Origin of the sequence: Nocardia sp. NPDC058114, from assembly GCF_042884695.1 — a bacterium.
Taxonomy (GTDB): Bacteria; Actinomycetota; Actinomycetes; order Mycobacteriales; family Mycobacteriaceae; genus Nocardia.
In genome coordinates this window covers 259655-286307 of the sequence record NZ_JBHVTK010000002.1, presented here as the reverse complement: position 1 = coordinate 286307, position 26653 = coordinate 259655, and the positions used below count along the sequence as shown (strand labels likewise).

General features: G+C 66.8%; 24 protein-coding genes. 7 read left to right on the top strand and 17 right to left on the bottom strand.

Annotated features, from left to right (window positions below; all coding sequences use genetic code 11):
* Window positions 1-4 precede the first annotated feature (4 nt).
* From ACFVVI_RS09845 to ACFVVI_RS09835, 3 genes are read right to left on the bottom strand one after another with little or no spacing between them, the layout of a single operon-like run.
* A complete protein-coding gene (locus tag ACFVVI_RS09845) occupies window positions 5-1669 on the bottom strand; it encodes a GMC oxidoreductase (protein WP_387444915.1) in 1665 nt (554 codons plus the stop codon).
* Window positions 1666-3114, bottom strand: a complete 1449-nt coding sequence (locus ACFVVI_RS09840; protein ID WP_387444913.1) for a flavin-containing monooxygenase — start codon at window positions 3112-3114, stop codon at window positions 1666-1668. Before ACFVVI_RS09840 ends, ACFVVI_RS09845 begins: the two co-directional genes overlap by 4 nt.
* Entirely contained in the window at window positions 3111-3905 is a 795-nt protein-coding gene (locus ACFVVI_RS09835; RefSeq protein WP_379313870.1) for an alpha/beta fold hydrolase, read from the bottom strand. Before ACFVVI_RS09835 ends, ACFVVI_RS09840 begins: the two co-directional genes overlap by 4 nt.
* Before the next feature lie 138 nt (window positions 3906-4043).
* Between ACFVVI_RS09835 and ACFVVI_RS09830 the strand changes: the two genes are divergently transcribed.
* Window positions 4044-4703 carry a TetR/AcrR family transcriptional regulator gene (locus ACFVVI_RS09830; protein WP_387444912.1) on the top strand — a complete coding sequence of 220 codons (660 nt, stop codon included), beginning with the start codon at window positions 4044-4046 and terminating at the stop codon, window positions 4701-4703.
* A 40-nt stretch (window positions 4704-4743) separates the two neighbouring features.
* Here the strand turns inward: ACFVVI_RS09830 and ACFVVI_RS09825 are convergent, their stop codons facing one another.
* From ACFVVI_RS09825 to ACFVVI_RS09815, 3 genes are read right to left on the bottom strand one after another with little or no spacing between them, the layout of a single operon-like run.
* Window positions 4744-5370: a TetR/AcrR family transcriptional regulator gene (locus ACFVVI_RS09825; RefSeq protein WP_378990039.1), complete on the bottom strand. Its 627-nt coding sequence runs from the start codon at window positions 5368-5370 to the stop codon at window positions 4744-4746.
* Between the two features lie 25 nt (window positions 5371-5395).
* Window positions 5396-6484 (bottom strand): NAD(P)-dependent alcohol dehydrogenase, encoded by a 1089-nt coding sequence (locus ACFVVI_RS09820; RefSeq protein ID WP_387444909.1) that lies wholly within the window; start codon window positions 6482-6484, stop codon window positions 5396-5398.
* Window positions 6484-6954, bottom strand: coding sequence for a DUF4334 domain-containing protein (locus ACFVVI_RS09815; protein WP_378990041.1), 471 nt, complete (start codon window positions 6952-6954; stop codon window positions 6484-6486). Before ACFVVI_RS09815 ends, ACFVVI_RS09820 begins: the two co-directional genes overlap by 1 nt.
* Window positions 6955-7046: 92 nt before the next feature.
* Between ACFVVI_RS09815 and ACFVVI_RS09810 the strand changes: the two genes are divergently transcribed.
* Both ACFVVI_RS09810 and ACFVVI_RS09805 read left to right on the top strand, forming a co-directional pair.
* Window positions 7047-7604, top strand: coding sequence for a TetR family transcriptional regulator (locus ACFVVI_RS09810; protein ID WP_378990043.1), 558 nt, complete (start codon window positions 7047-7049; stop codon window positions 7602-7604).
* A 305-nt stretch (window positions 7605-7909) separates the two neighbouring features.
* Complete coding sequence (locus ACFVVI_RS09805; RefSeq protein ID WP_387444907.1) at window positions 7910-8584, top strand: GDSL-type esterase/lipase family protein; 675 nt, start codon at window positions 7910-7912, stop codon at window positions 8582-8584.
* Here the strand turns inward: ACFVVI_RS09805 and car are convergent.
* Window positions 8522-11977 carry a carboxylic acid reductase gene (gene car / locus ACFVVI_RS09800; protein ID WP_387444906.1) on the bottom strand — a complete coding sequence of 1152 codons (3456 nt, stop codon included), beginning with the start codon at window positions 11975-11977 and terminating at the stop codon, window positions 8522-8524. The two genes, ACFVVI_RS09805 and car, sit on opposite strands and share 63 nt — an antisense overlap.
* Window positions 11974-13473 (bottom strand): carboxylesterase/lipase family protein, encoded by a 1500-nt coding sequence (locus ACFVVI_RS09795; protein ID WP_387444905.1) that lies wholly within the window; start codon window positions 13471-13473, stop codon window positions 11974-11976. Before ACFVVI_RS09795 ends, car begins: the two co-directional genes overlap by 4 nt.
* A 95-nt stretch (window positions 13474-13568) precedes the next feature.
* Between ACFVVI_RS09795 and ACFVVI_RS09790 the strand changes: the two genes are divergently transcribed.
* The 3 genes from ACFVVI_RS09790 to cydB all read left to right on the top strand — a co-directional run bounded on the left by ACFVVI_RS09790 (window position 13569) and on the right by cydB (window position 17009).
* Window positions 13569-14312, top strand: coding sequence for a uracil-DNA glycosylase (locus tag ACFVVI_RS09790; protein WP_379313785.1), 744 nt, complete (start codon window positions 13569-13571; stop codon window positions 14310-14312).
* Between the two features lie 171 nt (window positions 14313-14483).
* Window positions 14484-15977 carry a cytochrome ubiquinol oxidase subunit I gene (locus ACFVVI_RS09785; RefSeq protein ID WP_387445368.1) on the top strand — a complete coding sequence of 498 codons (1494 nt, stop codon included), beginning with the start codon at window positions 14484-14486 and terminating at the stop codon, window positions 15975-15977.
* Window positions 15978-15986: 9 nt separating this feature from the next.
* On the top strand, window positions 15987-17009 hold the full coding sequence (gene cydB, locus ACFVVI_RS09780) for a cytochrome d ubiquinol oxidase subunit II (protein ID WP_378990048.1): 1023 nt from the start codon (window positions 15987-15989) through the stop codon (window positions 17007-17009).
* 122 nt (window positions 17010-17131) lie between these two features.
* Here cydB and ACFVVI_RS09775 read toward each other — a convergent pair whose 3' ends face one another.
* From ACFVVI_RS09775 to ACFVVI_RS09740, 8 genes are all read right to left on the bottom strand, one after another.
* Entirely contained in the window at window positions 17132-17857 is a 726-nt protein-coding gene (locus ACFVVI_RS09775; protein WP_387444904.1) for a GNAT family N-acetyltransferase, read from the bottom strand.
* Window positions 17858-17926: 69 nt separating this feature from the next.
* A complete protein-coding gene (locus ACFVVI_RS09770) occupies window positions 17927-18898 on the bottom strand; it encodes a glycine betaine ABC transporter substrate-binding protein (RefSeq protein ID WP_378990050.1) in 972 nt (323 codons plus the stop codon).
* Entirely contained in the window at window positions 18895-19632 is a 738-nt protein-coding gene (locus ACFVVI_RS09765) for an ABC transporter permease (RefSeq protein WP_378990051.1), read from the bottom strand. Before ACFVVI_RS09765 ends, ACFVVI_RS09770 begins: the two co-directional genes overlap by 4 nt.
* Entirely contained in the window at window positions 19629-20909 is a 1281-nt protein-coding gene (locus ACFVVI_RS09760) for an ATP-binding cassette domain-containing protein (protein ID WP_378990053.1), read from the bottom strand. The genes ACFVVI_RS09765 and ACFVVI_RS09760 overlap by 4 nt, the downstream gene beginning before the upstream one ends.
* A complete protein-coding gene (locus ACFVVI_RS09755) occupies window positions 20909-21550 on the bottom strand; it encodes an ABC transporter permease (protein WP_378628901.1) in 642 nt (213 codons plus the stop codon). Before ACFVVI_RS09755 ends, ACFVVI_RS09760 begins: the two co-directional genes overlap by 1 nt.
* Before the next feature lie 133 nt (window positions 21551-21683).
* The gene (locus ACFVVI_RS09750; RefSeq protein WP_378990054.1) at window positions 21684-22616 is read right to left on the bottom strand and encodes a TauD/TfdA dioxygenase family protein; all 933 of its coding nucleotides are present in this window, start codon (window positions 22614-22616) and stop codon (window positions 21684-21686) included.
* Window positions 22617-22725: 109 nt separating this feature from the next.
* Window positions 22726-23271: a hypothetical protein gene (locus ACFVVI_RS09745; RefSeq protein ID WP_387444901.1), complete on the bottom strand. Its 546-nt coding sequence runs from the start codon at window positions 23269-23271 to the stop codon at window positions 22726-22728.
* 152 nt (window positions 23272-23423) lie between these two features.
* Entirely contained in the window at window positions 23424-24182 is a 759-nt protein-coding gene (locus ACFVVI_RS09740; protein ID WP_387444899.1) for a spermidine synthase, read from the bottom strand.
* Window positions 24183-24273: 91 nt separating this feature from the next.
* Here ACFVVI_RS09740 and ACFVVI_RS09735 point away from each other — a divergent pair, with 91 nt between their 5' ends.
* Window positions 24274-24885, top strand: coding sequence for a TerD family protein (locus ACFVVI_RS09735; protein ID WP_387444897.1), 612 nt, complete (start codon window positions 24274-24276; stop codon window positions 24883-24885).
* A gap of 21 nt (window positions 24886-24906) precedes the next feature.
* Here ACFVVI_RS09735 and ACFVVI_RS09730 read toward each other — a convergent pair whose 3' ends face one another.
* Complete coding sequence (locus ACFVVI_RS09730) at window positions 24907-26424, bottom strand: hypothetical protein (RefSeq protein ID WP_387444895.1); 1518 nt, start codon at window positions 26422-26424, stop codon at window positions 24907-24909.
* Between the last annotated feature and the right edge of the window lie 229 nt (window positions 26425-26653).

Genomic DNA, 26653 nt, shown 5'->3' with positions numbered 1-26653 from the left:
CGCCTCAGACGGGCAGTCGCAGCGCACCGGGCGCGGAAGCGGGCACAGCGGGCTGTTCGGGTGCTACCGGACTGATCCGCTGGTAGGCGGCCCCGAGATCCGGACGCGGATCCGGCTCACCCTTGTTCGGCCAGAACGCCATCGCACGCTCGGCCTGCGCGGTGATGGTCAGCGACGGGTTGACCCCGAGATTGGCGGTGATCGCGCTGCCGTCGGCGATGTGCAGACCGGGATAGCCATAGACCCGCTGATACGGGTCGATCACGCCGGTCTCACGGGAGTCACCGATCGTGCAGCCACCGATATAGTGCGCGGTCGCGGGGATATTGAAGATATCGGTGGCGATATTGCCGGTGATGCCGTCGGACTCGGCGGCGTATCGGCGGGCGATGTCGTGCGCCATCGGAATCCACTCCGGGTTCGGCTCTCCGCTGCCCTGCTTGGTCACCAACCGCTTGCCCTTCAGGTAGGAGGTCAGCGAATTGTCCAGCGACTGCATCACCAGCAGGATCACCGACCGCTCCGAAGCACCGTGAGCGTTCTGCGAACGCAGGAACTGCACCGGATGCAACACCATCGACAGCAACAACCGCAGGAACCGGAAAGCGCCACCGTCGATCATCGGCACGGTCTGCAAGAACAGCGCGTTCTGTCCCTTGCCGTAGGTGCACACCTCCACATGCGTCTGCGGTTCCGGGTGAATGGAGGACGTGATCGCCACGCCCTGGGCGAAATCACGCCGGGACTTACTGGTGACCCCGATGATCGCCTCGGAATTACTGCGGGTCAGCTCGCCGACCCGCGAGGACAACTCCGGCAACGTGCCGTCGCTGCGCAACTTGTGCAGCAACTTCTGGGTGCCCAGCGCCGCCGCCGCGAACACCACCTGCTGGGCGGTGAACGTGCGACGCTGCTTGCGCACCCAACCGTTGGACTGCACCGTCTCGACGCGATAACCACCCGCACCGTCGGGCGCCACCGACGTCACCGTGGTCAACGGATGCACCTGCGCGCCGTTGCTCTCGGCCAGGTGCAGGTAATTGAGCGTGGTGGTGTTCTTGGCATTGTGCTTGCAGCCGGTGAAACACTCCGAGCAGTGGATACAGCCCGCCCGGCGCGGACCCGCACCACCGAAGTACGGGTCATCGACCTCGACACCTTCAGAACCCTCGTTGAAGAACACACCCACATGGGTGCGATGGAAGGTATCGGCGACCTTCAGATCCCGCGCGACCTGCAACAGCACGTCGTCCTTCGGCCCGACCCGCGGATTCTCGACCACGCCCAGCATCCGCGAGGCCTGGTCGTAGTACGGCGCGAGCTCGGACTTCCAGTCGGTGATGTGCGCCCACGCACGATCGCGATAGAACTCCGGCAGCGGTTCGTAGAGCGTATTGCCGTAGATCAGCGACCCGCCGCCCACGCCCGAACCGCTGAAGACCAAGCATTTGCCCAGCGCGCTGATCCGCTGCGGCCCCGTCAGGCCGAGGCGCGGCGCCCAGATGGCCTTGGGAATGTTCCAGTTCGTCTTCGGGAAGTCCTCGGCATCCCAGCGCCTGCCGGATTCCAGAACTCCCACCCGGTAACCCTTTTCGGTCAGCCGCAGCGCTGTGACGCTGCCACCGAAGCCGGAACCGACGACGATCACGTCGTAGTCGTAGTCACTCATCGCGACACCACCTCATAGTCGGCGGGATCGAACCGCGCCTGTTTCTTGTATTGGATTCCCAGTAGTGGCCAGTTGGTCGTGATCCGACCGTCGGCCTGGCGGTACCACGACGAGCAGCGACTCCACACGCTGCCGCCGAGCTGCGCCTGGATCCGCTCGTCATAAGCCTGCTCCACCTCCGGACGCACCGTCAGCGCGCGACCGGACGCCGCGAGATGGGCGACATAGTCGCCGAGGTACTTCGCCTGCGCCTCGAGGAAGTAGATGATCGAGCCGCCACCGGTATTGGTGTTGGGCCCGTACATGATGAACAGGTTCGGAAACCGCGGCACGGTCATGCCGTAGTAGGCGTGCGCGCCGCTGTCCCACTCCTGCGTCAGCTCCCGGCCCTGCGCGCCCGTGATCGTCATCGGCGCCAGGAACTCGGTGCTGGTGAAGCCGGTCCCCCAGATGATCACATCCACCTCGTGATCCCGCCCGTCCGCGGTGCGCACACCCGAGGGTGTGATCTCGGCGATCCGCTCGGTGGTCACCTCCACATTCGGTTCGGTGAGCGCCGGAAGATAGTTGTCGGAGAACAGAATTCGCTTACATCCGACCGGATAGTCCGGCCACACCTTCTCGAACAGACCCGGCTCGGCCTTGGTCTGCCTGCGCATGTGCCACTTCGACACAGCCTTGATCGCGGCGGACAACGCTTTGGAGTACACCCAGGCGACGCTGAGTCCTTCGACGACGCCGTACCAGGTGCCACGTTCGGCGAGCTCGGTCACCGGCAACTTCTCGAACACCCGATGATGGCGCGTCGAGAACTCGCGATCGGGGCGCGGGATGATGTAGGGCGCGGTTCGCTGGAACAGCGTCAGCTTGTCGACCTGCCGCTGGACCTCGGGAACGAACTGGATCGCACTCGCCCCGGTACCGATCACGGCGACGCGCTTACCCGTCAGATCCACGTCGTGATCCCACTCGGCGGAATGGAAACTGGTGCCACCGAAGCTGTCACGGCCCTCGATGGCAGGTACCGAAGGCCGGGAGAGCTGGCCCACGGCCGACACCAGCACATCGACTACCACGGTCTCTCCGCCGCCGAGCCGGACCGTCCACTTCCCGGTCGCGTCGTCGAACGCCGCACCGAGCACTTCGGTGCCGAACCGGATATGGCGGCGCACATCGTATTTCTCGGCGACGTGCCGGATGTAGTCGAGGATCGCCGGTTGCCGCGAGAATCGGTGCGGCCACCGTGGATTCGGCTCGAAGGAGTACGAGTAGAACGGGGACGGCACATCGCAGGCCGCACCGGGGTAGGTGTTCTCCCGCCAGACGCCGCCGACATCGTCGGCCTTCTCGAACACGACGATGTCGTCGAAGCCGCGCTTCTTCAGTGCGATGACAGCTGCCAGGCCGCCGAACCCGCTACCGATCACTGCGATGGACGGGGTCATGAGGTCCCTTCGAGAACGAGGCGAGCACAGGTTTCGGGGTCGTCGCTGAACGGGAGGTGCCCGCAGCCGGGAAGGTCGACGTGCTGCGCGAACGGCAACACCACCCGCGCACGGGCGCTCTGGGTGCGGTGTACAAGCACGATGTCGCGGGTGCCCCACGCGATCGTCACCGGGATCTCGCCCAGCGAGCCACGGTCGTCGCCGGGGTCGAGCACATAGTTGCCGAAGTCGTCGCGAGCGGCGGCGAAGGACGTGGCCCCCGCCAGCCCGGCCAAATCGGTGCGAGCGGCATCGGGATCCACGCGAACCGGGCGGCCGAACATGGACGAGAGCAGGACTACGCGGCCTGCGGGATGCTCGACCAGCCGGTCCAGTGCCGGTCCGGCGACCCGAGCGGCGCCACGCATGCTGGTCAGCAGGCCCTGCGTCCACCGCCGTCCGACCGGCCCGTAGAAGCCGACCGGGGAGAACGCGGTGACCCCGGACGCGACCCCGGCCCGGCCCAGTTCGAGGGCGATACCACCGCCCATCGAACTCCCGACCACGTGGGGGCGCCGAATGTCGTTGTCCGCCAACCACTGGGTGAGCCAGGTGGCGTAGCCACGCGGACCCGGTCGCACAGTGTCCAGCGCGGGTGAGTCACCGAAGCCCGGTAGATCGATCGCGATGACCTCGTGCTGCTCGGCGAGCAGATCGATGATCGGTGCGAAAACCTGCCAGCGGCTGCCGAGACCGTGCACCAGCACGATCGGCGTACCACTGCCCCGGCGGAGGTGAGAGATCTGCGTCATCGCAGCCCTTCGTCAATAAACAGTTACTGCGTACGGTTTCTTGATTGCACCAGCTCCATCGGCCGTCGTCAAGAGGTGACGGCCGACACTTTTCACTGAATCTACCGAATCTTGTCGGCAGCACGTACGATTTCTCAGGTGACCGTGCAACCTCCACGCCGCACCCAGGCCGAACGTCGGACATCCACCCGCGCCAGAATCCTGGCCTGCACCGCCGAATGCCTGCTCGAACGCGGCTACGCCGCAACCACCGTCAGCGCGGTCCAGGAACGCGCCGGACTCGCCCGCGGCACCGTCCAGCACCACTTCCCCACCAGAGCCGAACTGCTCATCGCCGCCACCACCCAGGTCGTCGACACCCGGCTCGAGAAATTCCGGCACGAAGCCGAACTCCTCGCGCCCGGCCGCGACCGCCTGCAATCGGTCGTCGACCTCGCCTGGCGCGACCTCAACAGCCCCGCCTTCTTCACCGCACTCGACCTGTGGGTCGCCGCACGCACCGACACCGAACTCCGCGACCAGCTCGTCATCGAAGAACGTCGCGTATTCACCGAAATGCGCAGGCTCTACCTGGAAGTGCTCGGCGAACCGTACGCCTCGGATCCGCGAGCCGAAGTCCTCGTCGAATTCACCATCGACCTGCTCACCGGGCTCTCGATGACCGCCATGCTCACCGGCACACTCGGCGAACGCGAGGCGGTACTGCGCCGATGGAAGCGCGCGCTCGCCGTACTCATCGGACAGCTACCCAGCGAGGAACTGCTCGACGGAAGTCCACTGCCGGCCGCGTTGCACTGACCGCGCTCGACGTCGCTCCCCAACCAGGGCGCGACAGGCCCTAGTCCCCCGTCGTCTCGACCCCGGACAACCCGTTCCAGCACAGCGAGACAACGGTATCGACCGCATCGCCCTTCGGAATCGGACGACCCGTGTCCAGCCACTGCCGCGCCGCGAGATGGCTGGCACCGACCACGCCGAACGCACACGCGTAGGCACGGACATCGTCCATCCCCGCCGCGCGCAGCTCAGCGCTCACCAGCACCGCGCACTCGCCCATGGCATTGCGCACCCGCCACCGCACACACGGCTCACTCGGCACCGGCGACTCGAAGACCAACGTGTGCCCGCCTGCGTCCTCGTCGACGAAGTCGAAATAGGCCAGCACCGCGCGACGCACCTTGTCCTCCTGACCGTTCGCATCGGCCAGCGCATCGCGAATGCCGTCGACCATCCGGTCCAGATACCCCTGCAACACCGACAGATACAGATCGAGCTTGCTCGCGTAGTGCGTGTACAGCACCGGCTTGCTCATCCCGGCCCGAACGCCGATGTCGTCCATGCTCGCACCGTGATACCCGTGGGCCACGAAGACCGCACGCGCGGCGTTGAGCACCGTGAGCCGACGCTGGGTGCGGGCCGTCTCGGCGCTCTCGTCGGTCTGGATGTCATGGAAGAGAAGTGTCATGGCGCGTCCGGGGATTCGAGGGTGTTCACCATGTGAGCACCGGCTTGACCACAGTGCCCGCACGCTGATCGGCCAGCCCGGCGCCGACCTCGGCATGCGGATACCGGGCGATGAGTCGATCGGCCGGGAAACGACCGGCCGCGTACAGATCGAGCAGATGGGGAATGAAGGTGGCGGGCACGCTGTCGCCTTCGAGGCAGCCGCGAATCACCTTGCCGTGCAGCACGAGATCACCGACATCGATCGGCGGCGTACCGCGACCCAGACCCACCGCCACCACCGTCGCCCCCACCGCGAGCGCGGCGACGGCATCGGCGAGCACGGTGGCGATGCCGGTCGTGTCGAGCGCATGCGTCGCACCACCATCTGTGAGTTCCCGGATGCGCGCGGCCGTCGGCCCGTCGGCAGGATCGAGTGCGGCGTCAGCTCCCAGTTCGACGGCCAGTTCCCGCCGCGCAGCCGATGTTTCGACGACGACCACGCGCACGTCCGGAACTGTCCGGGCTGCGAGTAGACCCGCCATCCCGACCGCGCCCGCCCCGTACACGGCAACCCACGCACCCGGCTCCGGCCGCAGAGCGTTGAGCACCGCACCCGCACCGGTCTGGAAACCGCAGCCGAACGGCGCCGCCACGGCGAGGTCGATCGCGGGGTCGACCACGATCGTGTTGTCCTCGGTGCTCAGCGCGTAACCGGCGAAACTCGACTGACCGAAGAACCCGTCGAGAATCGGGGACCCGTCGACGAGTGCCCGGGGCGTGGCGTGCGCGCGTCGGCCGAACTGGTTGAGCGCGGTTGCCCGGTGGCAGTACGCAGGCCGGCCGGCCACACAGTTGCGGCAGGCACCGCAGTGCCGAAAGGTCAGCACGACATGATCGCCGGGCCGCACTGTGCGCACATCGGAGCCGACCGCCGCGACGACACCCGCGCCCTCGTGGCCCAGCAGGATCGGCCGATCCGCGGCGCCCGCGCGACGGCTCACCAGGTCGGTGTGGCAGATACCGGCCGCGACGATCCGCACCAGGATCTCGCCCGCGCGCGGCTCGTCGACCTCGATCGGTTCGATCGAGAACTCCGCGCCCGGATCGCGCGACAGCACCGCCGTCGTGCGCATCAAGAGACCCGTTCGAGCAGGAAGTAGAAGTATTCGCCGTGCGCGAGAACCAGTTCGGGTCGCCCGTTCATGATGCCCATCAGGGTGGTGTCGTCGAGCCACTTGAAGTGGTCGAACACCGCGCGACCGTCGTAGACCATGGTCGCGGTGACCTCACCGCGGAACTCGATGTTCCACAGCGTCGCTTCGCCCTGTCCCAGTTCGACATTGGAGAACAGGGTCCCGTCCTCGGCCCGGCAGATCAGCGGCTTCGCGTCGTCGAGAGCGTGGAAGTTCTTTCCATACCAGCGGCTCGCGGGCAGTGCGCGGCACAGGGGGTGACCGGTCTGAAAGGCGTCACCGCGCCACTCGCCGAGGATGTCCTCGGCGCGCGCCGGGCGTAGCCGGGTCCACAGCTGATCCAGCTCGGCGGTCGTCACACCGTCCGACTGCTCCTTGAGCTGCTGCCACCGTGGTTTGTCCGCGCTCATCAAGCCCTCGTCTCACAGAGTTCAGAACCATTCGGTTCACAGTGGACCATAGTTCCGAACCAGATGGTTCGGCAAGAGGTAGGATTCGGCGCATGCGTGCGGCAGGTCAGGCAACCAGGGAGCGAATACTCACCGCGGCTAAAGCGGAGTTCGCCGAATTCGGCATCGCCGGCGCTCGGATCAACCGCATCGCGGACGTCGCACATGCCAGCAAAGACCGGCTCTACGCCTACTTTCCCGGCAAAAACGAGCTCTACGCGGCCGTCACCGAACGCTGGACCACCGAAACCAGCAGCGAAGCGGCCATGTCCGCCGACGACCTACCGGCCTACGCCGGCCGACTGTTCGACCACTTCGTCGCCCACCCCGACAACGCCCGCCTACAAGCCTGGGCCGAACTCGAACCATCCGGCGACATGCCGCAAGCTCTGCGTCGCACCATCGACGCGAAGATCACCGAGCTCCGCCGCGGTCAGCACGAAGGCCTCGTCACCACCGATATCCCCGCCCCGATCATGCTTCGCATGCTCACCGATCTGACCCGCACCTCAGCCACCCATGCGAGAACGGGATCCACCGACGACGGTCGCCTGGCGGCGCAGCGCGCGGCGGTGGTGGCGGCCGTGGCGCGAATGGTCGCCCCGCCGTAGCAACCGGCACGCTCCCCCACTACGGCAGCCCCTGCCCCCTCCCCTCCTTGTGTTTTTGAAGGGTATTCAGGTGCATGGAGTCGACCATGATGGGTGACGAAATAACATGTTTAGATGCGCATATCGCAATATCGCGATTAATTATCAGCCGGGAGACCCCTCGCAGAAGGTCGCCGGTAGCTCCACCTACGGCTGCCGTGATCGTCACCCGTTTCAAATACCCTCTGCCCCTTTGCTTGTGCGCTCCCCCGCTGCCGATCAGGCCATCCTCGAAGCCCACTCCCCCACCTCGTACAGTTGCCCGAATGAATGAGGATCTGCGCATCTGCTTCATCGGCGACTCCTTCGTCCAGGGAATCGGCGACCCGGAGTACCGCGGCTGGGTCGGCCGCGTACTCGCCGCGAGCGGGCCCGGTATCACCGCGTTCAACCTCGGCATCCGGCGCAATACCTCCGCTGATGTCCTGCGCCGCTGCTGGGGAGAGATCGAGCCGCGCGTCCTGCCCGGGGCCGACAATCGTCTGGTGATCTCGTTCGGCAGCAACGACGCGGTCGTGGAGGACGGCAACGTCCGGGTGGGCAGGGCACAATGCCTCGACAACCTCGCGACCCTGCTGACCGAAAGCAGGGAGCGTGCGATCCATCCGCTGGTAATCGGCCCACCACCTGTCATCGACGGCGGCGCGGAGCACCTGCGGCGCACCGCAGAGCTCGCCGACGACATGGCGGAGCTGTGCGAATCACGCAAGGTGCCGTTCGTCGCCACCACACAACACTTGGCCGACGACCCCGTCTGGACTCGCGAAGCCAGGGCGGGCGACGGTGCCCACCCCGGCAGCGGCGGCTACCAGCGCCTGGCCGAGCTCGTCCTCGACAGCCGCTGGCAGTCCTGGATCGCCCGGCCCACCCCGTACGGTCTACTCCAGCAGGCCGAGACCGGTCAGGTCGCGGACATATTTGGCGATGAGATCCGCCGGTAGGTGCGGAATGTCGTTGTCGGAACCGAGCTGCGCGGCGCGGACGGCGGCGCGGAATCCCTCGGCGGGAAGAGCCGAGCCGGGCAGTGGACGACCGGGCCGGCGATAGGCGTCGAGCAGCGGGAGCAGGGTGTGTTTGCGCTGAGGTTCAGGGAGGGCCCGCAAGGCTGTTTCGAAGCGGGCGAACCACTCGTCGTAGCTGTCGATGCGATCGATGTGGCAGTCCGCGTCGATCAGCCAGTCGACGAAGACGTCGAGGGAGATGCCGTCGTCGTGCGGGTTCAGGACGTCGTAGGTGCGGTAACCGCTCGTAGCGGCGGCGCCGAGTGCGGTGACGGCCGTGGCAACGAAGTCGGCTGGTAGTCCGTCGTAATGGGCGCGCTGTCGTTGCCCGGCAGAATCGGTGCGGTAGAACGACATCGGCGCGAGACCGGTCACGAGCACGCTCAGCAAGAGCCGGGTGAAGACGTCGGGCACATTGAGCTGGCCACGGAAGTGACTGTGCGCCAGGATCATGTCCGAGCGGAACACCGCGACGGGCAGCCCGAACCGCTCGGCCGCCTCCCGCAGCAGCACCTCACCCGCCCACTTGCTGTTGCCGTAGCCGTTGGCATAGGAATCGTCCAGCCGGCGGACCGGGCTCATGGTTCGCACGTCACCGTCTTCAGCGAAGGACTCCCCCTGCGCCGCGACAGCCACCGTCGACAGGTAACTCACCGGCTTGCGCGTCGTTGTCAGCGCCAGCCGGATGATCTCGGCGGTGCCCACCACGTTCGGGCCGAACAGCTGCGCATACGGGAGCATATGGTTCACCAGTGCCGCGGAGTGCACGATCAGATCGACCTCGGCGGCCAACCGGTCCCATGTCGGCTGTGGCAGACCGAGATTCGGTTCACCGATGTCGCCGGGCAGCACTTCCAGCGTGTCCTTCGCGAGGAGCTGGAAATGAGTGTCGAGCTCGCTGTCACTGGTGAACGCCGCGTCGAGGCGCTCGCGAGCGGCGATCGCATCGCCGCCGCGGACCACGCAGATCACCTTGCCGCCCCGAGGGGCGAGCCGTTCCAGCCAGGTCAGGAGGAGGAACCGGCCGAGATAGCCGTTGGCGCCGGTGATCAGCACCGTCCGCGCGGGTGCCGCGGCAGGCACCTGTGCCGTCGCGGTGACATCCAAGAACTTCTCGAGTGTCAGATCCGCAGCGCGAATCTCGGCCGCATCGATACCGTGTACCGCATCGGAATCGGTTCTGTGCGTGCCTGGTTCGCGTTCACGGCGCACGTAGTCGGCGATGCGCGCCAGGTCGCTGTCCGGCCCGAGCAGCACATTCACCGGCACATCCACCGCGAGCAATTCCCGCAGCAGAGACGAATACGACAGTGCTGCCAGCGAATCGCCGCCGAGATCACCGAATCGCGCATCGGGTCGCAGATCTGCCGAATCGCCGCCGAGCACCGCGCCGGCGGCGCGAACGACGGTCTCGTACACCGGTAGGCCGGACGCATCGCGACGCAACCGCTGCAGTTCGTCTTCCTGACCCCGTGCCAGGTCCGCGTAGAGCTTCTCGAGACGCTCGCCGTACCGCTGTTTCAGCTTCGGGCGCAACAGTTTCCCGACTCCGGACAAGGTCCCGTCGGTGGTCGAGAACGGCTCGGTCTCGATGATGAAGTCGCGCGGAATCTCGTACGGCTCGAGCCCAGCCGACACGGCGGCGCGGTGCAGCGACGAACTCACCGCGGCGCGCAACCCGTCGGCAGGTCCCGCGAGCGCGGCGTCGGTGGGCACCACGACCGCCAGCAGATAGGACCGTTCGCTGCTGCCGTACACATAGATCTGGCGCACCAGATCGGCGCCCGCGAACACCGCTTCCAGGCGCGATACCGTCACGAACTCGCCCTGGGACAGCTTGAGGACATTGTTACGGCGGTCGACGTAGGCCAGCCGGTCCGGCGCCAGCTCCGCGACCACGTCGCCGGTGCGGCAGAAGCCGTCGGCGTCGAAGACCTCGGCGGTCACCTCCGGGCGGCGGTAGTACCCGGCGATCATCGTGGTGGTCTTGAGCAGCAATTCCCCACGCGGATACGGCTTGTCGGTAGCGAAATAGCCGAGTTCGGGCACGTCGACGAGTTTGTAGTCCAGCACCGGCGGGCGCATCACCTTCGTATCGAAGATCACCCCGCCGCCGGTCTCGGTGGAGCCGTACCCGTCGTGCAGGCGCAATTGCAGCACCGATTCGACGAAGGTACGCAGTTCGGGGGCGATCGGCGCGCTGCCGCACAGCGCCGACATCAACCTGCCACCCAGGAACTGTTCACGCAGTTCGGTTTTCACCGTCTCGGTCGCCGCCTCGCCGCGTTCGGCGACCTCATGACGGAAGCGCTGCATGATCATGTCGCACACCCGCGGCACCAGGAAGATCTCGGTAGGCCGCACGAGCGTGATGTCGGTGAACAACGTGGACAGGTCCGGCGCCGCCGCGAAGAACGCGGTGCCGCCACGGGCGAGCACGCTGTTGAGGGTGAGGCGGGCCGCGATATGGCTCATCGGCAGGAAGTTGACATTGATCGCGGCCAACGGCCGCGCGGGCTGCCAGCCGACCGCGACCAAGCGCTGGGTGTACATCGCGCCCTTGGGCGTACCGGTGCTGCCCGAGGTGTAGATCAGCAGGGCGAGGGGGTCTTCGCCGTCGGCGGGCACGCTCAGCGCAGCCGCATCGGCGAGCCGACCCTGTGCGACGATGTCGGCGAGCGTGCTCGGCACCAGGGCCGATCCCCCCGCACGCAGACGGGCACGGGCCGCGTCGAGCGCATCGCGGTGATCGTCGTCGTCGGCGTGATGGTCGAACACGATCAGTGAACGTGGTGTTGCGCCGGCGAGTATCGCGTCGACGGCGATGGCCAGGTGGGCGGTGTCGACCGCGAACACCGTCGGCTCGGTCTCGTCGAGGATCGAATACAACTGTTCGAGGCCCGCGCCCGCCTGCAACGGCACCGCGACCCCGCCGACATGGATCGTGGCCAGATCGAGCACGGTGTAGTCGGCGCTGGTGAACCCGAGCACCGCGATGAAATCCCCCGCGACGACGCCGTCACTGTGCCAGGCGGCGGCGAGCGCGCGGGTGCGCTCCCACACCTGCCCGTAGGTCAGTACATCGAACTCCGGCAACAGCTTTCGAGTCCGCCGTCCGCCCGACTCGACCAATGCGGTCCGGCGCGTGCCGAGCGCCGGGCGCTCGGCGTAGGCGGTCATGACGGTCTCGACGATGCGCGCCGTCGCGAGCCCGGGGGTCGTCACGATGGCGTGTACGTCCTCGGCGGGACGCGCCGCACGGATCTGCCCGTCCTCGGCGTAGAGCGCCTTGATGCGATCGGCCGGCTGCCCCGCGGCGAGCTCGACGGTCATGCTTCGCACTTCCGGATGCCTTGCCACGCTTCGCGTCGCGCGGACTCCGGGTCGACCACTACGCGCGGTGGATGGTCGATGATGGAGGTCGTCCGGCGTTCGGCGGTGTAGCGGCTCCAGGGCGGCAGCGGCCGGCCGGTGCGGGCGAAACTGAGCCAGTTGTCCTGGATATGGTCCTGGACCGCCAGGAACGCCCGCCTGCCGCCTGCCGCTGTCATCGCGCGGCCGACCGGTCCGTCGACCCAGCCGAAGACAGGGACCAGTTCGAGCGCGTGGGTGGCGCCGAAACCCGCCAGATGCAGTGCGCGCGGGGCGTAGTCGTACCGGTAGGCGTAGGTGGGGGCATAGCGGCTGTGGCCTTCGAGGACGGCCAGCGTCGGACGCAGGAACAGGTGGTCCCCGCCGACGCGCACCGCGGTTCGCGCGGCCGGGTAGCCGGGGTATCGGCTGGTCACCGCTTGTTCGGCGCCCGGTTCGTAGCGTCCGAAGATGGTCGTCAGCTGCTCGGGGGTGTGCGGCACCGCCTTGGCGAAGCGCTGGAACAGCGTCGCCTCGTCGCGGTTGGTGCCGATGATCAACGGCACCGGATGCGCCCGGCCCGCCGCGATCGCGTCCACAGGCATTTCCGGCAGGAAGTCACCGTCCGCGACCGGGGCGTAGGGAAAACTGCCCGGATTCTCGCGCAGCGCCCGGCCCAGCGCGCGGTCACCCGCCCGGCCCAGTTCCTTCGCTGACACGGTGCTCAGGACGGTCGCGGCGTCGGCCGGGGCGGCGCCGAGCCGGTCCAGGCAACGGCGGGCGAAGGCGCGCGCCTCGTCCGGAGTGGAGGTCCAGTCCGCCGGGGCGCTCTGCGCGATCGCCCGATGGAACAGGCCGCGGGCGGCGGGGGTCGCCAGCAGGCTGACCACCGCGTGCGCACCCGCCGATTCACCGAAGATGGTGACGTTGTCCGGGTCACCGCCGAACGCGGCGATATTGCGGCGCACCCATTCGAGTGCCGCGACCTGATCGCGCAATCCGAGGTTCGACTCGAAAGGTCTCTCCGATGTGGAGAATTCGCTGAAATCGACATACCCGAGCGCACCGAGTCGGTAGTTCACCGACACCACGATCACGTCTCCTCGCGCGGCCAACCGTGCGCCGGAGTACATGCTCGACGTGCCGATCAGGTAGCCGCCACCGTGGAAGAACACCATGACCGGGCGCGGTGTCGACGAGGGCGTCACCGGAGCGGTCACATTGAGCGTCAGGCAATCCTCCCCGGTGGGTTGCCAGGTTCGCGGCCCCACGCGGGCACCGTTGGGGTTCTGCACCGCGGCGAAGCCGAACTCGGTCGCCGATCGCACCCCCGTCCACGGTCGAACGGGTTGGGGAGCACGCAACCGCAGCGCTCCGATGGGTGGGGCCGCGTAGGGCAGGGCACGCCAGCGGGCGATTCGACGACCCGCACGACCGCGCACGACTCCGTCGGCGCTCACGATCTCGGTGGACAACATCCCCCGAATGTACCTGGTACCGACGGTACCGCGCAGATGGTTCCGTCGGCGAACTGTCTCGAAACCGCATCGGGGCCGCCGACTAGACTGGGCCGATGACCGGCGTGGATCCGGAAGCAGCCCCGGCAGCGGCGGCCCACACCCCCGATATCGCCGCGCTCGACCGCCTGGTTTCCACCTGTCGCGCCTGTCCCAGGCTCGTCGCCTGGCGCGAAGAGGTCGCCGTCGTCAAACGCGCGGCCTTCCGCCACGAACAGTATTGGGGTCGACCGGTACCGGGCTTCGGGCCCGCCGACGCGCGAATTCTCGTAGTCGGCCTCGCTCCCGCCGCCCACGGCGGCAATCGGACCGGGCGCATGTTCACCGGCGACCCGAGCGGCAACGTCCTGTTCGGCGCACTGCACGCGGTCGGTCTGGCCACCGGCGCGCACCCGGTCAGCCGCGACGACGGGATCGAACTGCTCGATACCCGGCTCACCGCACCGGTGCATTGCGCCCCGCCGGAGAACAAACCGACACCCGCAGAGCGGCAGCGCTGCGCGCCTTTCCTCAGCCGGGAGTTGGAGCTGCTGCGCCCGACGCTGCGGGTGATCGTCGTTCTCGGCGCCTTCGGCTGGCAGGCTCTCTTTACCGTCCTGCTGGCAGGGGGCTGGAACGTGCCACGGCCACGTCCCCGTTTCACCCACGGCGCACAAGTCGTCATCACCCATCCCGACGGCCGATCGGTCACCGTGCTCGGCAGTTACCACGTGAGTCAGCGCAATACCGCTACCGGTCGGGTGACTCCCGCGATGATCGAGGACGTCCTGCTGCACGCGAAGACGATCGCCGAGTCCTGACCGGAATTCGCGACCCGGTCACCTAGGATCGAACAGTGCTGACCGTGTACACGATCGGCCATTCCACGCGGACCCGCGGACGAATTCATTGATATTCATCCATTTCCCCTCGACACCGTTCGGCACCAGTTCACTGCGATGGCAGGAGATCCGACGATGAGTTCGCTGGCAATGAGCACACTGGATGTCTCCAGATGGCAGTTCGGTATCACCACGGTCTACCATTTCATCTTCGTCCCGCTCACCATCGGACTGGCACCGCTCGTCGCGGGAATGCAGACGGCGTGGGTGATCACCGGAAAAGAACACTGGTACCGACTCACCAAGTTCTTCGGAAAACTGTTTCTGATCAACTTCGCCATCGGTGTCGCCACCGGCATCGTGCAAGAGTTCCAGTTCGGGATGAACTGGAGTGAGTACTCCCGGTTCGTCGGCGACGTCTTCGGAGCGCCACTGGCTTTCGAAGCGCTGGTCGCCTTCTTCCTGGAGTCGACATTCCTCGGATTGTGGATCTTCGGCTGGACTCGCCTGCCCAAACTCGTTCACCTCGCCACGATCTGGATCGTCGCGATCGGTGTCAACGCGTCGGCCTACTTCATCGTCGCCGCCAACTCGTTCATGCAGCACCCGGTCGGTGCGAAATACAATCCCGAGACCGGACGCGCCGAGCTGGACAGCATCTGGGCGCTGCTCACCAACAACACCACCCTCGCGGCGTTTCCCCATGTGGTCGCCGGCGCGTTCTTGACCGCGGCGACCTTCGTGGTCGGCATCGCGGGCTGGTTCATGGTGCGCAACGTACGCAGTGGTGATGCCACGAAACTCGACGAAGCCAAGACCATGTGGCGCCCGGCGGCGCGTGCGGGCATGTGGGTGATCGCCGCGTCGATCGTCGTGGTGGGTCTGACCGGCGATATCCAGGGCAAGATCATGTTCGAACAGCAGCCGATGAAGATGGCGTCGGCGGAATCGCTGTGCCACACCGAGACCGATCCGAAGTTCTCGATCCTCACCGTCGGCACGCACAACAACTGCGACAGCGTTACGCATCTGCTGGAGGTTCCCTATGTCCTGCCGTTCCTGGCCGAGGGCAAGTTCACCGGCGTCACGTTGCAGGGTGTGGAGGATCTGCAGAAGTCCTACGTCCAGGACTACGGACCCGGCAACTACCGGCCCAACCTCTTCGTCACCTACTGGGGCTTCCGCGGCATGATCGGTCTGCTGGCCGGACCGGCACTCTTGCTGCTGGCCGGACTCTGGATGACCCGCGGTGGCCGAGTTCCCGACACACGCTGGTTCTCCTGGCTGTGCCTGATCGCCATCCCGACCCCGTTCCTGGCCAACAGCGCGGGCTGGGTCTTCACCGAGATGGGACGTCAGCCGTGGGTGGTGGTGCCGAACCTGACCGGCGACAAGACCATTCGCATGACGGTGGCGCAAGGCGTCTCCGATCACGCACCGGGAACGGTCATCTTCTCCCTCGCTGTCTTCACGCTGCTCTACGGCGCGCTGGCGGTGGTCTGGTACTACCTGATGCATCGCTACACCGTGGTCGGGCCCGAACCAGGACCGACGGCGTCCGATGACGAGTTCGGTCCCGATGACGACGGCGGTGGCGGCAGGCACCGCGCCGAACCCGTCGAGCCGCTGTCCTTCGCGTACTAGGAGACGACGATGAGTCTGCAGCAATTCTGGTTCGTGTTGGTCGCCGTGCTGTTCACCGGCTACTTCATCCTCGAGGGCTTCGACTTCGGCGTCGGCATGCTGATGCCGATCCTCGGTAAGGGTTCCGATGTGCGCAGGCGCGTCGTGCTCAACACCATCGGCCCGGTGTGGGACGGCAACGAAGTCTGGCTGATCACCGCGGGCGGTGCGATGTTCGCGGCGTTTCCCGAGTGGTACGCGAGCTTGTTCTCCGGGTTCTATCTGGCCCTGCTGTTGTTGCTGGTCGCGTTGATCCTGCGAATCTGCGCGATCGAGTGGCGATCGAAGATCAACTCGCCGAAGTGGCGGGCCTGGTGCGACATCGGTATCGGCATCGGCTCGTGGATTCCGGCACTGGCGTGGGGCTGGGTGTTCGCCAACCTCGTGCGCGGGGTACCGCTGAACGAGAAGCGACAGGTCGTCGGCTCGGTGTGGGATCTGCTCAGCCCCTACGCGCTGCTCGGCGCGGCGACCACGGCCATCCTGTTCGCCCTGCACGGCGCGATCTTCCTCGCGCTCAAAACCGGTGGTGAAGTCCGCGACGATGCCCGCGTATGCGTGCGGATCCTGTTCGTGCCCACGGTGGCGATCGTCGGCGGGTTCGGGCTCTGGACTCAGCTCGCCTACGGCTCCGGCTGGACCTGGGCCGCGCTCGGCGCGGCCGTGCTCGGCCTGGTCGTCGCCGGTGGGGCCACCGGCGCGGCCCGTGACGGCTGGGCGTTCATCGGCACCACCGTCACGATCGCCGCGGCCACCATCCTGCTGGTCGGCTCGCTCTACCCGAACGTGATGCCCTCGACGATCGACCCCGCGTTCGATCTGAACATCCACAACGCCTCCTCCAGCCACTACACCCTCCAGGTGATGAGCTGGGCAGCGGTCCTGTGCACCCCCGTGGTCCTGATCTACCAGGGCTGGACCTACTGGGTCTTCCGCAAACGACTCACCGTCGAACAGATTCCCGAACCGACCGGGCTGCCGCTCTCGAAATAGGCTTTCGGCAACTGCGCAGTGTGAGGGCCTGCCGAGTAGTCAGATCGCCGGCAGGACAGGCTACGCGAACGCGAAACCCTCGTGGCGCCTACGCGTATCAGCGCATCGGTGGCCGGCCGCGTTCAGCGTAGGGGTGCCGCGGACGAGTTCACGGAACGCCCGAGATCGTGAAGCCGGCCGGCAAGACGCGCTCTGACGTCCGGCCAGTCTTCCACCGTGATCGAGAACAGCACGGAGTCGCGAATGGTGCCGTCGGCGCGCCGGGAATAGCGGCGCAGTGTGCCTTCGTACCGGGCGCCGAGGCGCGCGATGGCCTGTTGCGAACGGTGATTGCGCACATCGGTTTTGAGCTCGACGCGACCGGCACCCAGCGTGTCGAACGCATAGCCCAGGAGCAGCCACTTGGCCTCCGGGTTCACCCCGCTCGCCCACACGCTCGGGGCGAAGAGGGTGGCGCCGATCTCCAACCGGGCATCCCTCGCTCGGGTTTCGAGATAGGAGGTCATCCCGACGATCGCACCGACCGGGTGGCCGGCGATGGCCCGGCGCGTTCGGACAATCCACAGATGGTTCTCCGGCGTCGCGTGCCACGATCGCAGGAACACCTCTAGTTCCTGGCGATCGCGCGGACGAAACGGAATGTGGGCCCACACGACATCGTGCTCGAGCACCGCGAACAACTCGGCCGCGTCCGCTGCCGGATCGACCGGGCTCAACCGCACTGTCTCACCGACGAGTTCGGCATCCGGGGCAACCGGCCACTTCAGCTCCGGCCACACCTCATCCGTCGGCCGCGGGTCCGGCACCGGATCGAAACGCTGCACGTCGGCAAGACCATCCTGAGGCACAGCGCGATCATAGACCGGCGTCGATCACGTTCCCCGGCGCTGGATCGCCCGCGGCAGCGTGCCGCTGCGCTAGGCGATCAGTTTCGCGCTTTTCAGCCAGTCGTAGGCGACGTCGGCGGGGTCTTCTCCGTCGATGTCTACGCGGCCGTTGAGTTCTCGCATCAGGTCGTCGGTGAGCAGTTCGGAGATCGTGCCGAGAAGTTCGCGCAGTACGGGGTTGGCGTCGAGGACGGGGCCCCGGACGACCGCGGTGCCGCTGTAGGGCAGGAAGAACTTCTTGTCGTCGTCCAGGACCACCAGGTTCAGGTTCTTGACGCGGCCGTCGGTGGTGTAGACCATGCCGAAGTGGCAGGGAGAGTCTTTGGCGGTCGCGGTGTAGACGACGCCGGCGTCCATGCGGGTGACGTTGCCCGCGGGCACACCGTTGGGATCGTTGTAGGGGATGCCGTATTTTTGCAGCATCGGAATGAAACCATCCGAGCGACTGAAGAATTCGTCGTCGACACAGAACGTTCGTTCGGCAACCGGCAGCGCGGCCACGTCCGAGAGTGACTTCACGCCGAGTCGCTGCGCGGTCGGTGTCGACGCACCGAACGCGTAGGTGTCGTTGAAGTTGGACGGGGGCAGCCATTCCAGGTCGTAGTCACGCTTTTCGACATCGTGGACGCGCTGCCACAGTTCCTGCGGGTCCACGATCGTCTCGGTCTCGTTGTGGTAGTTGACCCAGCCGGTGCCGGTGTATTCCCACAGCACGTCGGCGTCGCCGTTGAGCTGGGCCTGCCGTGACGAGGCCGATCCCGGCGCGCCGGTCAGATCGGTGACCGAGGCCCCCGCCGCGGCCAGGTAGGTCGCGGTGATCTTGCCGAGCAACACCCCCTCGGTGAAGCTCTTCGAGGTGACGACCAGTTTCGCGCCGTCGAGGGGACGTTCGCCGCCGGGCAGGCTCGCGTCGTGGAACGTGCCCGACGAGCTCACCAGGCCACACCCGGCGAGCAACGACAGCGTCGCGACCAGCGCGGTAATCAACGGGACTCGCCTCATGAGACACCTCGTGGGGTCGCGGCCAGTTCGACGAGTCGGCCGAGCCAATCGATGATCAACGCCAGCAACCCGACGAGCACGGCGCCGGAGATGAGCAGCTTGGGCAGGAACAGGGTGACACCGGTCGTGATCAGCGTGCCCAGGCTGGTCGCGCCGATGAAGGTACTCAGCGTCGCGGTGCCGACCAAGATGACCAGCGCGGTGCGCACGCCGTTGAGGATCACCGGCACGGCCAGCGGCAATTCGACCTGAACCAGCGTCCGCCCGGCCGAGAAGCCGATGCCGCGAGCGGCCTCGATGGTGCGGTGATCGACCTGCCGCAGCCCGACGATCGTGTTCTGCAGGATCGGCAGGATCGCGTAGACGACGAGACCGACGACCGCCGTGCGGAACCCGGTGCCGAGCCAGAAGGTGAACAGCACGAGCAGTCCGACGGCGGGCGCGGCCTGACCGATATTGGCGATGTTGACGGCGATCGGCTCGAACCGCTGCAACGCGGGCCTGGTCAAGGCGATGCCGAGCGGAATCGCGACCACCACCACGATCAGCGTGGCGACCACCGTGAGCCGGATGTGCTCGAGGATCGTGGTCTGCAGATTGGCCCAGCCGAGCGAGGCCTGTTCGGTCGCGGTGAACGTCGACGACTGATACCAGAGCACGTATCCGATGCCGATCACGACGATGATGAGCGGTTCGAACCACACATCGATCGGGACCCGGCGCAGTCGGTTCATGCCGGTCCGGCCGATCCGTGTTCGTCGTCGGCGGCGACGACCGGGGTGGGTGTGGGATCGGAACCGTCGACGTAGGTTTCGTAGGACAGGTCCTCGGCGGCGGCGTGCCCCTCGGCGAGCTTGGTCTGGATCACGTCGGTCACCGAGCCGATGTTCAGCGAGCCGACTACGGCGCCGCGACCGTCGGTGACCAGGGTCGCCCCCTGACTGGCGGCGAGCATGGCGTCGAGCGCGTCGTTGAGGGTCGAGGACTGCGCGACGACGGGCAGCCGGCGATCGAGGTAGTCCGAAACCTCCGGCTTGCTCGCCACTTCCGGCAGCGAGGGCCACGACCGCGGCCGCCCCGCGTCGTCGACGACCACCACCCAGGTGTGTCCCGCGGCTTTCGCCCGCCCGATCACGACCTGCGAGGATTCGCCGATCTTGGCGGTGGTCACCGGGTCGACCTCCACATCGCGGACCCGAGACACCGTGAGATAGGCCAGTTTCGCGCCCGATCCGACGAACTCCTCGACGAACGGCGTCGCCGGGTCGGTGAGGATCTCCTCCGGTGTCGCGTACTGCTCGACGTGTCCGCCCTCGGACAGGATGAGCACCTTGTCACCGAGTTTGGTGGCTTCCTCGAAGTCGTGGGTGACGATCACGATGGTCTTGCCGAGTTCGTGCTGGATCGCGATCAGACTGTCCTGCAGGCGAACCCGGGTGATCGGGTCCACCGCGCCGAACGGTTCGTCCATCAGCAGCACCGGCGGGTCGGCCGCGAGCGCGCGGGCGACGCCGACACGCTGCTGCTGGCCGCCGGACATGTCCTTGGGCAGACGGTCGGCGAAGGTCGCGGGGTCGAGACCGACCAGATCCAGGAGATATTCGGTGCGTTCGGCGATTCGCTTCTTGTCCCAGCCGAGCACCCGCGGGATCGCGCCGATGTTCTTGGCGACCGACCAGTGCGGGAACAGCCCACCGGACTGGATGACATAGCCGATCGACTGCCGCAGCTTGTCGGGATCTTCGCGGGTCACGTCACGTCCGCCGATGAATATCCGGCCCTCGGTCGGCTCGATCAGCCGGTTGATCATCTTGAGCGTGGTCGTCTTACCGCAGCCCGAAGGTCCGACGAACGCGACGATATTGCCGGCCTCGATCTCGAGGTCCAGGCGTTCGACGGCGGGGGTGTCCTGGCCCTTGTACCGCTTGACGACCCCGTCCAAGGTGATGGAGTCGCCGGTCACGTTGCGCTGGGGCGCGGTCGGCGCGGGCTGGCTGGTCACATCGGTCATCACAGTCCCTTGGCAATCGTGAGGCGTCCGAGCAGGACGAGGAGCGCGTCGAAGACCAACGCGATGGCAACGATGAGAATGGTTCCGGTGAGCGCCATTTCGAGCGCGTTGGCCCCGCCGAGACGCGACAGGCCGTTGAAGATCAGCGAGCCGAGGCCGGGCCCGAGGACGTAGGCCACGATCGCGGCGACACCGACGATCATCTGGGTCGAGACCCTGATCCCGGTGAGGATCACCGGCCAGGCGATCGGCAGCTCGACGGTGAGCAGGATCCGCCAGCGCGAAAGTCCGATGCCGCGCGCGGATTCGACGACCGTGGCAGGCACCGATCGCAGCCCGACGATCGCGTTACCGATCACCGGCAGGGCCGCGAAGAACGCCAGCATGATGAACGACGGCACCACACCGAGGCCGAACGGGACCAGCAGCAATGCCAGCAGTGCCAGCGAGGGGATCGTCAACGCGACCCGGCTCGAGGTGAGGGTCAACGCCGATGCCAGCGGCAACCGATACACCGCCACCGCGATGAGGATCGCGACGACGGTGCCGACCAGCACGGTCTGAAAGGCCAGCGACGCATGCTGATAGGTGAGGAAGGTCAACACCTCGCCTCGGTCCTGGACATAGCTCCACAAATTCACGGCATTCCCATCGTCGGACTGAGCCAGTGGGTACCTGTTCGCGCGTGATCAACGGTCGAATGTGCCGTCGAAGGATAGTCGATACCGGGTGTTGGCCCGGGGACGCGCGCGAGCTGGTGGCGGTCGATGATGGTTATGCCGCACGCTCGAGCGGTGCGGTGTACGGCTCGGCGTCGCCGGCGATCACCGTGCTCGCGGTGCCGTCGATCCCGACGGGGACCGGACCGCCCAGCGTGATGCGGGTGAGCCTGCGGTGCTCGCTGCCGTCGTAGTCGTCGATGGCGTAGTGCTGAGTGGCCCGGTTGTCCCAGATCGCGACGTCGCCCAGCGACCAGTTCCAGCGGGCGGTGTGCTCGAGGCGGGTGATCCGGTCCTGGAACAGCCGGAACAGTGCCCGCGACTCGTTGCTCGACAGCCCGACGATCTCCTTGACGAAGCAGCCGAGCAGCAGGGCGCGCTCACCGGTCTCGGGGTGCACCTCCACCACGGGGTGCTCGGTCTCGAAATAGGTGGACTCGAACTCGCGACGGTAGTCGCGGTCGGTATCGGCGGGTCGGTCCTGGATCTCGGCGGCGTAGTCGTAGCGGTTCGAATGCCGCGCGCGCAGGCTCTCGGCGAGTCGCTGGAGTGGCTCCGGCAGCGAGTTGTAGGCGGCCACGGTCGAAGCCCAGGTGGTCGAACCGCCGTAGCTGGGCAGGGCGACCGCACGCAGGATGGAAGCCTGCGGGACACGATCGACGAAGGTGACATCGGTGTGCCAGACGTTGGACCGCGTCTGGTGCGAGTCGATGGCCAGGCTCTTCGCACCGGCGGAGGTGACCGTCGGGTGCGGGGTGGTCGGGTTGCCGAGCAACTGCGCGAACTCGTACTGCCCGTCCTCGGTCAGGTGGTGCTGGCCCCGGAAGAAGATCACCTTGTGCTCGCTGAGCGCGGCGCGGATGGTGGCCACCGTTCGCGCGTCCAGGTCACCACCGAGCCGAACCCCGTCGACCTGAGCGCCGATGTGGGCGCCGAGCTTGACCACCCGCACCGCACTCCCGGATACAGCTGCGTCATGGACGGACATACGGAGGCCTCTCGCTCGAACCTGGACGATCTCGTCACACGAAACCAGCAGGAACGGCCCCCGACCATCATTGAATTCAGGCTGAGCGGAATGGCCGAATCGGCGGGGATTACGGTATGCGCAATTCCGCCGCGCTGTGCCCCTGGGATGTCCAAGTGCTGAATCGCGATTCGGCCGCTTCCGCCGACGGCGCGCTGATCACCCGGGCGACCGCTTCCCACGACGCTCCCGACGCGCGCACGAAGCGGACGGCTTCGACGAGGCGCCGCTGTGCCGACGCCGTGTCCTCGAACGCCAGGCGCACCGGAATCAGCGCCTGCATCTCGAGCTGGTGATAGTCCCATTCGGCCAGGACCAGGCGGGCGAGGTCGGCGTCGAGCCGTCCGGTGGAGCAATGCAGCACCCGCGCGGAGGGGGCGTGGTCGGCGGACAGATCGGTGCGTAGCCAGGTTCGTCCGTGCCAGCCGTCGCAGGAGCACAGTGCGCGCCACCCGATCACCTCCTCCGGTCGGCGCGGGTGGCTGTCGGTGGGGGCAAGCGGCCGGGCATCGTTGGCGACCGTCGCGCGGGGGCTCGGGGCGTCACTGCGTCCGTACAACCCATCCGTGAAGATGTCGGCTACCCATCCGCGATGGTTTTCGAGCAAGCTGTTCATCCTGACTCCGATGTCGAATCCGAAAAGCTCGATCCCGAACCGGCCCGTCATGACGCGATCGCCGGAGGTTCGGTGTGTGGGACAACTACTCCCAGACACTTACGATCAACCTCAGCGACGCCGACGGCAATCACTTCGCCGCATTGTTGTTCCTAGTCACATAATGCCTGGTCGCGGTCTGTGCTCCGAGCGCGGTGGGACCTGGTCGCGAGGTAGATCGTCGCGCCGGATCGCCCGCGGGTCAGCGGGTTGTCGAACAGGATCGGCCGCGCCTCCACATCGATGAAGGCGGATTCCAGAATTTCGCGGAACTCGTCATCTGGTGCGTCGTCGGACCACATCGCAAAGGTGCCGCCGTCGACCAGGTGTTGCGCGACCGCGCGCAGGCCCTCGCGGGTGTAGAACTCGGCATTCGAACCGTGCAGGACATGGCGTGGTGAATGGTCGATGTCGAGCAGCAGCGCGTCGTACACGCGTCCCGGTTGTGCCGGATCGAATCCCACCGGCCCCGCCGCCGCGGCGAAGAAGTCCGCGCAGACGAGCTCGACCCGGGAGTCGGCAGCCAACCCGGCGGTGTCGGGCAGCAGCTCACGGCGATGCCACTCGATGACGGCGTCGGAGTACTCGATCACCGTGAGCGCGTGAATTCGTGGGTCCAGCAGCGCTTCTCGCGCGGTGTATCCCAAGCCGAGCCCACCGACGAGCACCTCCAGCCGGTCGCCGGGCGTGCGCCCCAATCCCAGCCGCGACAGCGCACGTTCGGCGACGGTGAACAAGCTCGACATCAGGTACTCGTCACCGAGCTTCACCTCGTAGACATCGGCCCGCACCGTCGGATCGAAGCGGCGACGCAGACTGATCTCGCCGATCGGGGTCTGCCGCCAGCCGAGTTCTTCGAAGCGTGCGCTCATCGCCGTCACGGTAGTCCCGTGGCGACCACAACCCGGCCGGACGACGCGCACAGCACGCCGCCAGATTTGTGCTGGGCGTGATCTTTACGCCATGTTTATGGGTCGACGAGCCGGGAAGTCTGGTCGGCAACCCTGCTCGTGCTCGGTCGGGCGGGTTTCTATCGGCCAGGAGTACCGCATGACGCACGCAATCACCCACCTCAGCATGGGCCTGGGCTGGGACCCGGCCCACGCCAACGGAATGCATCCCCGCCGCAAGGACATCGATCTCAACGCGGCGGCGCTGTCGTTCGCCGGCGAGAGCTTCGTCGATGTCGCCTTCCACGAGCAGCTCACCTCGCGCGACGGCGCGCTGCGCCATCTCGGGGACAGCGTCACCGGCGACGGGGACGGCGACAACGAAGTGATCGTGGTCGACCTGGCCCTCCTCGATCCCGCCGTCACCACGATCGTGTTCCTGGTGACCTGCTACACCGGCCAGCGGTTCGACCAGATCGCCAACGGCTTCTGCCGCGTCGTCGACAATGTCACCGGTATCGAATTGATCCGCATCGATCTCGACAGCGTCGGCGCCCACACCGGCATCGTCGTCGGCAAACTGCACCGCCCCCACCAGGATTGGGCCTTCACCCTGATCGGCCAACCGATCATCGCCCAGCACGTGGTCAACGCCATCCCTCAGCTCACCGCCTATCTTCACTGAGAGCGACGACCCATCCCGTCGTCACTCCGCCAGACGGTCGCGGGCTCGCAGGCGCGTCTCGAGTGCGTCGAGTACGTGTGTCACGTCCGCGTCGAACTCCTCGGCGAGCATTTCGAGTAGCGCCGCACCGATCAGCAGCAGCGTGGAGAAGACCACGGGGGCGATGGGTTCGGTCGCCTCGAGCAGGGGGCGGGTGCGGGGCGCACCGCCATGATGCCAGGACTCGAGCAGGGCCAGTGCGCCCTGGAGATAGATCGGTGGTTCCGGGCGGGCGCTCAGCGCGGGGATCGCCCGATCGGCCGCGCGGCGCAGGATATCGGAGATGGACTCGACGCCCGGGGCCATGGCCTCCATCGCGCAACAGGCCAAACGCAGGGCACCGTCCAGATGACGCGGACTGTAGCGGGCCGACTCCGGGATCTGGTCCCAGGGCAGGCGCAGGACGCGAAGCAGATCGGCGGTGATCGCGGTCGCCGCCGGCGCCTGCGCCGTCGCCGGGGCCGAACCGGACGTGTGATCGACGCCGAGCATGATCTCGAGCCCGATCGCCGATGCCATGAGATCGCCTCGGCTGCTGCGGGTTTCACGTCGATGGCGGCGGTCCTCGACCAGCAGCCAGCCGACCGTCTGCGCGTCGGCGGTCCGCAGCAGTTTCGCGTCGGCCTGCCAGCCGTTCGCGGTATCGCAGCGCGACAGCGCGCAGACCAGATCGGCCATGACGTGGTTGGCGGTGACCAGCGTCGGCTGATGCCGTGGACGGCGTGACACCACCGGAAGATCACCCAGCCTGGCCGAGGAGGACACGAACGACATCGCGGTGAGTGCCGCCGCGGCGGTACGAGCGGCGGCCACGGCGTCGGCGGCGTTGGTGCGCAGCAGCGCGCGATGGATCGAGTCCGCCAGCGGCGCGACGCCGAACTCCGCGTAGTGCAGCAACAACCAAGCCAGCGGCATGTCGCCGAGGACCGGCGCGAGCCGTTCGTTCAGCTCGTACAGCAACGCGGCCGACTGCTCCGGCTGACGAGATCGCGGCGCCTCCCCGGTGAGGTCACGCCATTCGAGCAGTGCCAGATAATTGGGTAGTAGCAAGCTATCGACCAGCTCACTCACCTGAGCGATGACGAATTCGAAATCCAGTTCCGTCATCGCCCCCGGCCCGACCGAATTCACCACCGGGTTACCGTCGAACGGATCGAAACCCGATTCGTCCAGAGCGAGATCGAACAACAACTCCGCGTGCCCGAGCCTGCCGACGACTCTGCCGACAAAGGGCACCACCCCTCCGTCTTCCACCGCAGTTGCCGCACCGAGAAGGCAATTCACCATCGCGCCTTCGGCTTTCGCGTGCGCACAGAACCTGCGCAGCCGCTGGTGCACGATATCCTCGGGATCGAAACCCGTGCGCACGATCTCTTCCGCGATCGTCACGATTGCCGCGTCGACAACGTATTCTGGCCTGCCGCCTGCTTCATCCGATGCCGACGCGGGGCCCGCGAAATAGAGCCGGTCACTGAATGCGTCGCCCATTCGTCGCCTCACCACAACCTCCACTCGGATGCGCAGTATTCCGTGTACTCGACACCCTTCCAGCAAATTGTTCGCAAGTCGCGGCTCACACCTCACAAGGCGATAACGGCATGAACTCCGCGCGCATCGGCCGGACCGACTGCATGCATGACGCGCCCCATCGAGGCGCAGTCGCGACACAATCTGCCCGAATTCGGGCAGGGATGTTGGCGAACCCGGTCGGGGCAGGCATGATCGTGCG